At 57.0% G+C, this 7,506-nt stretch carries 4 protein-coding genes; 3 read left to right on the forward strand and 1 reads right to left on the reverse strand.

The genetic code is table 11. The annotated features are described in order from the left end of the window. From ABJK56_RS08120 to ABJK56_RS08130, 3 genes are all read left to right on the forward strand, one after another. On the forward strand, positions 1-1,272 hold a 1,272-nt coding region (locus ABJK56_RS08120), incomplete at its 5' end, for a methyl-accepting chemotaxis protein (protein WP_347244164.1). Positions 1,273-1,349: 77 nt separating this feature from the next. Next, positions 1,350-1,871, forward strand: a complete 522-nt coding sequence (locus ABJK56_RS08125; protein WP_347244165.1) for a chemotaxis protein CheW — start codon at positions 1,350-1,352, stop codon at positions 1,869-1,871. A 194-nt stretch (positions 1,872-2,065) separates the two neighbouring features. Then, the gene (locus tag ABJK56_RS08130; protein WP_347244166.1) at positions 2,066-2,455 is read left to right on the forward strand and encodes a hypothetical protein; all 390 of its coding nucleotides are present in this window, start codon (positions 2,066-2,068) and stop codon (positions 2,453-2,455) included. A gap of 557 nt (positions 2,456-3,012) precedes the next feature. On the opposite strand, the gene ABJK56_RS08135 is transcribed toward ABJK56_RS08130, so the two are convergent. Continuing rightward, the coding region (locus ABJK56_RS08135; RefSeq protein WP_347244167.1) for an Ig-like domain-containing protein at positions 3,013-7,506 on the reverse strand (4,494 nt) is incomplete at its 5' end.

Raw genomic sequence — 7,506 nt, forward strand, 5'->3', positions numbered from 1 at the left:
GGCGACCTTCGTGCCCGTGTCACCACCCAGTATGCGGGCGACTACCAGAATCTCGTCCAGTCCTGCAACGCCCTGGGTGAGCAGCTTCAGGGAGTGCAGGAGGTTCTTTTCGAAATTGAAAAGAATGTGCGGGTTGGCCGTCTTCGACATTGCGGGGATGCTAGCCGGTTCCGCGGGGATATCGCTGGCATGGTAGAACGAACAAACGCCATTTTGGATGCGTTCACGGAGCCGTTCCATGTTTTTCAGGCCTATATGAAGAAGATTGCCGACGGAGACATCCCGCCACAGATTGAGACGCAATACAGCGGGGACTTCGAAGAATTGAAGAAAGCTCTTAACCAGCTTGTGGCGGTCATGACCCGACTGGTGGTGGACGAAAACGGACCAGCCGCCGTGTTGCACGCAATGGCCCGCAAGGACTTCTCTCGTCTAGTCACCGCGGAATTTGTGGGTAAGTTCAATGTGCTTAAAGAGAACGTCAACCTTGTGGTTACCAATATGCGCGAGGCATTGCAGGAGCTGATTGCGTCGGCGAATCAGTTCGCAGAAGGGGCTCGTCTCATTGCGGAAAGTTCGCAAAGTCTGGCCCAGGGATCACAGGTACAGGCGACCAATGTGGAGGAGGTGACGGCCTCTGTGGAAGAATTGGCCCGATCGGTGCAAACAGTGAGGGAGGCAGCTGCCCAGGCCGATCAACTCGCCAAGCAAACCAATGAACTGGCTAACGAGGGTGCCCAGGCAGTTCGTGAATCCGTGGAAGGAATGGAGCTTATTAAGGCCAGCTCCGATCGAATTAGCGAGATCATCCAGGTAATCTCAGAAATCGCCAGCCAGACCAATCTATTGGCTCTCAATGCGGCCATCGAGGCCGCTCGGGCAGGGGAACACGGGCTAGGCTTCGCCGTGGTGGCCGACGAAGTTCGCAAGCTGGCGGAGCGCTCCAACCAGGCGGCTCGCGAGATTTCCGCTCTCATCCGCGAGTCCAGCAACCGTGTCCAGCAGGGCGTGGCTCTCAGCGAACGGACCGCCGAGGCCCTGCGAAAGATCATCCAGGGTGTCGAAATGAGTGCCAGCCGGGTCGCTGAAATTGCAGCAGCCATGGTGGAGCAGGCCAACAGTGCTGAAGAAGTATCGCGCGCGATTCAACAGATCTCCCACATCACAGAGCAGAATGCGGCGGCCAGCGAAGAGCTGGCTTCGAGCAGTGAGGAGCTCGGCGCTCAAGCAGCCGTCCTCCGTGGACTGGTCACTTCCTTCCGGACTGAGTGAGCGCGTCGTTGCAGCAGTAACGCACCATGCCCCAGGTTCTCAGTGGGCACTGTGGAAAGGAATGAGGAGGATCTACCATGACAACCGGTGCCAGTAGTGCATTCACCGAGCAACTCCGGCAAGGCAACGAACGCGTTCTCCAGGTGGTCAATTTTCGCCTGGCCGGCGAGATCTACGGGATTCCGATCACTCAGGTCCGCGAGATCATCTTGGTGGGAAACATCACGCGGATCCCCCGTTCGCCGCCGCAACTACGCGGTGTGATCAATCTCCGCAAGCAAGTCATCCCGGTGATCGATCTCCGCGTCGTCTTCGGACTGCCCGAGATTGAAATCGACGACTCCACGAGAATTCTCGTGGTTCAGGTGGGAAACCTTCTCGTGGGGGTCCTCGTCGATGCGGTTTGCGAAGTGCTCCGCATTCCCCACGATGACATCACTCCGCCGCCGACGCTTCGGGAAATCGAATGTCCCTTCCTCACCGGGCTGTCAGAACTGAACGGCAAACTCATCATGATCATCGATATGGCCCGGATACTTTCGGACGAAGACCTCTCTGTGGTGGTCAACAAAAACACGGCTTCGGTTTGCGGAGTATAGCTCTGGTAGCTGGGAACTTGCCGAATCGCATCCTGTTGCGAATACCTAACCCCCGTTGGACGGGCACGGATGCCCGTTATCATTTCTCTGCGTTTCCGTCCCCCTCGCTGGACGAGAATCGCCATTAACGTCGGTAAGATAAGACCGGGAACGAAAAACTGACTGAAGATCCTTGAATCGAGAGGTTTGTCGAGATGGCGTCCGGGAGATTTCCCATTACATTAGAAAAGTACGCAGCTTATATCGATACACTCCAAGAGAAGGTGCTCAATTTGCCCGAAACCGAGCGGGCCTATTTCCTTTCCCTGGCCCAGCAAACTCGGGATTTATTCCTGAGCTTCTTTGAACAATGTGTCGATCTGAGTGAGTTGATCGCTGATCTTTGCATGCAAGTGGCTTTAGCGCGCTACGAACTTGAACAGAGCTTTGTAGAGTCCCTTCGCAGATCATCCGGAGCAAGCTCTCAGTCATTCGAACCAGACCAGATGCCAATGACTGCATCGCAAGAGAATGTTCTGTGCGTGCGCTCTTCCAGCTCGGGTGGACCTGCCACACCATCCGACGACCAGACCGCTCAACATTGATGGGTCTTCATACGTCTCTAAAAACCCCCTAGCACCTGTGCGTGCCCGAAAACGCGGCAACACAAAAGTCGTCTTCTTGAGGATTATCGTGCGGTTAATACTCGATATTCTTGCGCGACGCCGACCGAGACGGTGGGGTGTGAGTAGAAAGGTGCTAAAAGGGATGGGACAGGTTGCTTCGGATCTTCACAAAGGCAGGCCCGCCACCGGCGCGCTTAACGGAACGTATGCCAGCGGTCACGCTCGCGCTCGGGAGAGGTCTTACTGAGAGGCTGACGCCGCGGCACAACACTGTTTTCCGACGTACTGCAAACGATATCAGCAGCTAGAAAAAACTCCACAAGAAAACAATGAGGGTGTTGTGCATCTCGCTGAAATAACAAAGCGCCCGGTTTAAAGATAAACCGGGCGCTTAGGATACGGTGCCGAACCTATCCGCGTTTGCCGCACCTAATGGCCAGCCTGCGAAACAGCTTTCCAGGGGCGGGCCTTCAGGTGTTGATGCCGACCATTAGTCGGAGCGACTCAATCGCGGTCTGCTTACCAGTAAAAACTGATCACCAGTAAAACTTGAAGACCTGGGCGGTGCCGTCTACGGTTTCATCCTGGGGTGGCACGTTGCTTCGCACACGGATCCGCGGCACGTTGTCCAGAATCAGCATAGCCACGGCATCCGGTTCGGGCAGCGGATTGCCGTTGAGATCAAGTTCCTGATGGAGCAATTGCCCATTCCACACTTCCGCCACATCATTGGCGTTTGCCCCCTGGACCTCGACTCTCGCAAAGGATCGGAGAGTCCATCGCTGGGCGAGCCCCTGCTGGATGACGGTGTCCACCCCGTTGGCGAATATGGAATCGACTGCAGAGGACAACTTCACATTGGCCTGATCGCGGCCGCCACCTGTGTTGACAAACACGTTGGCGAAATTCTTGGCGCGAATGAAGAATCCATCGCCGAGCAGGCGGATGCTCGTGGGGTCACCGACCAGTTGATCGTTTCCTGGGCTTCCGCTCAGATTGGCGGTATCCTGGCCGCTCCGGGAATAAGCCAGCACGTAATCGAATGCCCGCACCGTGATGCTGTAGCCCTCTCCGGTGAGGGTAGTCAGATTAGGTTGCGCGGTGAGCGTGTCGTTGTAAGGTGAGTCATAGAGAGCAGCGGTATCGGTACCACCCCGCGTGCTGCGGATGTCCATGGTGTCGACATTTTGAACACGGAATTCCTGCTTCCGCGTGCGGTAGGTGAGTTGCCCCGGTTCGGCCACCAGGTTGTCGTCTCCTGGAGTGTCCAGGATTTTGATGGAGTCGTTTCCGGTCAAGGTGTCCACCGTGGCGACTTCGAAGTCTTTGGCGCGGATGAAATACCCTTCGCCGAAGACCTTGACAAATGTGTCGTCAATGACAACACGATCGTCGAACTCCGAGCCAGTGAGGTTGGCTGTATCCACACCACCGTACCGGGCATACGCGTGGACATAAGCCACCTGGCGGGCCGTGATCCGGTAGCCGGGACCACTCAGAGTAGCCACGGTGGGATTGGCCACGAAGGTATCGTTGCCGGAGCCATCCACGAATTTGATCCAGCTTTCATTTCCGGCCGGAGCAAGGATTTCCACCTCGCTGAAGCCCTTGGCACGGTAGAATGTGCCGTCAAAGAGTGTCATCGTGCTGTAGTCCGGCCGTGCGACAAAAGCATCCGTGCCAATGGTGCCGGTGAACGTGGCTCGATCCTGACCACCATATTTAGCGATCACATGCGTGAAATCGAAGCCGTTCACCTCAATGCGGTAACCCGCACCACTGAGCACGGCCCCTGTCGCAGTAATCGCGGCAGCATCGTCGCCGGCCGAGTCATAAATCATGGCGATATCTTGTGAGCCACCGGATCCGGCGGAGGCTGTGATAGATTCCGCACCTGTAATGAGAGCATCAAGGCCTGGCCCGACGAGTCTCGCCGTGGTCGGGGATGCTGTGAGATTGTCGTCGCCGGTGGTTCCGGTGAGTGTTGCCGAGTCGTTGCCGTTGCCCAGATCGGCCTGGAGCGTTTCAGCCTGAAGTACCGTGATTGTGTAACCTGTTCCGGAGAACACAAAGGAACCCGGGGTGACCTCCAGGGTGTCGTCTCCAGAAGTGCCGACAAAGACCACCCGATCGTTGCCACCTCCTAAATCAACGACCAGCTCGGTTACGGCGGAATCAATGGCTTGGACCACATTGTTGAGTTTAATCGTCCAGTTGGCGGCCGTATCACCTGCCTGGATCTCCAGCACATCATCCCCATCGGTTCCCAGGATGGTCGGGCCGCTGACCGAGTTGGGCACCACCGGCGGGTCGAAATTCCCGACCACCGGCAGCGCATACTTGTTGCCGAATCGCAAATAGAGGTCCTGTCCGAGCGGTTTCGGGCTGAAGTCAATCTTGCGATAGCCTTTGATGGGGTCGGTGACAATTCGGGTCAGAATCGACTGGCCATTTGATATCAGGAAGTACCACTCGCCACCTTCGGTAGGCGTTTGTCCTGTGTCTGTGGGAACCCAGAGACCGATGTCATCGAAGCCATCCCGGTCCATGTCGGCTGCTACCGGCCGTTCGAGGATTCCGATGAAGCCGAAGCGGAAGCTGTAATCAGCTACGCCGTCCCAGCCCCGACGGACACCGTTGGCCAGATCGACGTAGAAGACGTCGTCCATAAAGGTTGCGAGGTCGTCGAAGCCGTCGCCGTCGAAATCACCCACAATCGGATAGCCGCGGAGTTGGCTAGTAAGTGTGTAATCAACCTGATAATCGTGGTTCGTGTCGAAGTACCAGTAAGAAGGCTGTCCGTTGGGCGGGAAGGCGGTCACCACGCCCACTTCGTCGCCATTGGCATCGTTATTATCGAAGCGACCGGCTATGGGCAGACCGTTAACGGCGGCTGGCTCGACCAGGTTGATGTCAGGCACACCATCATTGGTCACATCGATGATCCAGCGGAACTGACCGTTGACTCGCCCGTATGCAGCCAATTTGTCAAAGCCGTCAGCGACATCACCGGGGTTGCGCGCGAAGTTGCCGGCGAAGACATCGTCGCTGGTGAAGCCCATGGTGTAGGTCAAATCGCGGTTAACATAATCGGGATTGTCGGGGTCGAAAACGCCGTTTCCGTTAGTATCCACCCAGACCGAGCCCGCTGCCCAGACGCCCACTTCCGGCCGGCTGTCCACCGTGAATCGTGCGACGAAGGAGCCACCCGGAGTACCGTCACCGCTTGGGAAGAGAGGGGGTGCCTGGGGCTCAACAGCGTTTGACTCGCCATCCAGTCGATTTCCGGCCGGATCGCGAAGCTCGTCTGCAATTGTCAGGGTGAAGCGATCATCGGGGAGAGGTTCATTGAAAGTCAGGACAATTGTGCCTTCCGCGGGCATGCCCGGCACGATCGGATCGGAGATGAACGTTACCCTGGCAATCGGGATCACGCCATTGGCGTCGCCCACCACGCTGAAATGGCCCGGATCCAGAGCAAATTCTGGTGACGAGCCATCTCGGGCAAGAGCTTCATAGAGCCAAGCCGGTGCCCGGATGGGCAAGTCGGCGACACGGATCGATAGCTGTGTGATGAGAGGTGTGGGACCGCTCGTGGGCTTGGGATCGAACAAATCGTAGCCAGGCGCTGACGTGATGAACACACTGGTGACGCGTGGTCCCTGCGTATCAAGCCAGATGTTGAGACGCGCGAGCGTCTGATTGCCCGCCACATCTCGGGCATCCATTAGCAGCGTCCGGAGGCCATCTCGGGGGAATAACAACGGATCGTTGAGGTCGACCGCGGAGGTGATCTCCCAGTATCCGTCCCTCTCAGCGTGATTGCCGTCCAGTGGCACAGCCGTCGTTTGACCCAGGAAAGCATCTGCCGCATCGATCACATTATTCCCATTGGTGTCGGCGTACAACCGAATAATGGTGTTTGCTTCAGCACGTCCCCACAGTGTGGGCGTCGTATCACTCGTGATCCGGTCGGTGGCCAGAGCAGGCAACCCGACGAGCCCGGTATCACTGTCGGCGGCCAGCCCATCGGTCGGTGAGCCGGGCTGACCAAACGACGCAGGCGGGGGCGTCACGTCAACAACGACCGTTAGCAGGAAATCTGGGCTGATATTTCCTGCGCGATCCTCGACTTCAACCTTGAGATTATGAACGCCTTCGGAAAGCGGACCCAGCGAGGGTGTCGTCACAGTGTTCACCGAGAGAAGGGCTCCACTATCGTAGATCAAGACGTCAGGCCCGCCTTCTGTGCGATCGTAAATTCGGTAGCGGAGATTATTGGGCAGCAGATGGAGCAGCTCGTTCGGATCACTGGTGCTGATCGTAAAGATTGGTGTCGTGTCGTTTGTGATGTTGTCGACGCTGCTGCGCCCGGAGTCGTTCAAACTGATCAAATCAAGGTACGGAGTATTCGGAGCATAAGTGTCGATTTCAAAGGTCCGTAGGTCGGACAGCAGACTGTCATTGCCCGCCTGGTCCTCCACCTGGGCGTAGATCGTGTAGACCCCGTCGTCCAGCGGCTCGATGGTGATTTCCCACACTCCCAGGCCGTTGGTCGGATCACCGTCACTCTCGTCCGAGCCTACAAAGGCTTGACCCACGAGCTGTGCCGGTCCGAAATTCTTCTGCACATAGAGGCGTACAAGTGTATTGGCTTCCGCGGTTCCTCTGAAGGCAGGATTGTTGATTCGGGTTACATTGTCGTTGTCGAAGGCCCCCGTGTCACTGTCAGGCAGCATTTGGGGCTGAGAGGGCGTCCCGGGAGGCGTGAGGTCGATTGTGATGAGAAGTTGCTCGGATTGCCGCACATTCCCTGCCGCGTCAATAGCTTCCACGGTGAGCGGGTGAGGACCGTCGGCTGGGATATTATAAAGGACCTGGTTGGCGTTGAAGTCAATTCTCCGCAGACCGAAGTTGTCGTTAGGAACACCATCAGTGGCGTCGAAGGCCGCATCAAACACGAAGCTGTCAATGACGACCTCACCATCCTTGATGAGTACCGTCGTGTTGTATTCGGCGGAGATGCGGAC

The organism is Thermogutta sp. (genome assembly GCF_039793925.1).
Taxonomy (GTDB): Bacteria; Planctomycetota; Planctomycetia; order Pirellulales; family Thermoguttaceae; genus Thermogutta.

Coding starts and splice junctions, on each gene's coding strand:
- ABJK56_RS08125 (WP_347244165.1), top strand. CDS start 1,350: ATGACAACCGGTGCCAGTAGTGCATTCACCGAGCAACTCCGGCAAGGC.
- ABJK56_RS08130 (WP_347244166.1), top strand. CDS start 2,066: ATGGCGTCCGGGAGATTTCCCATTACATTAGAAAAGTACGCAGCTTAT.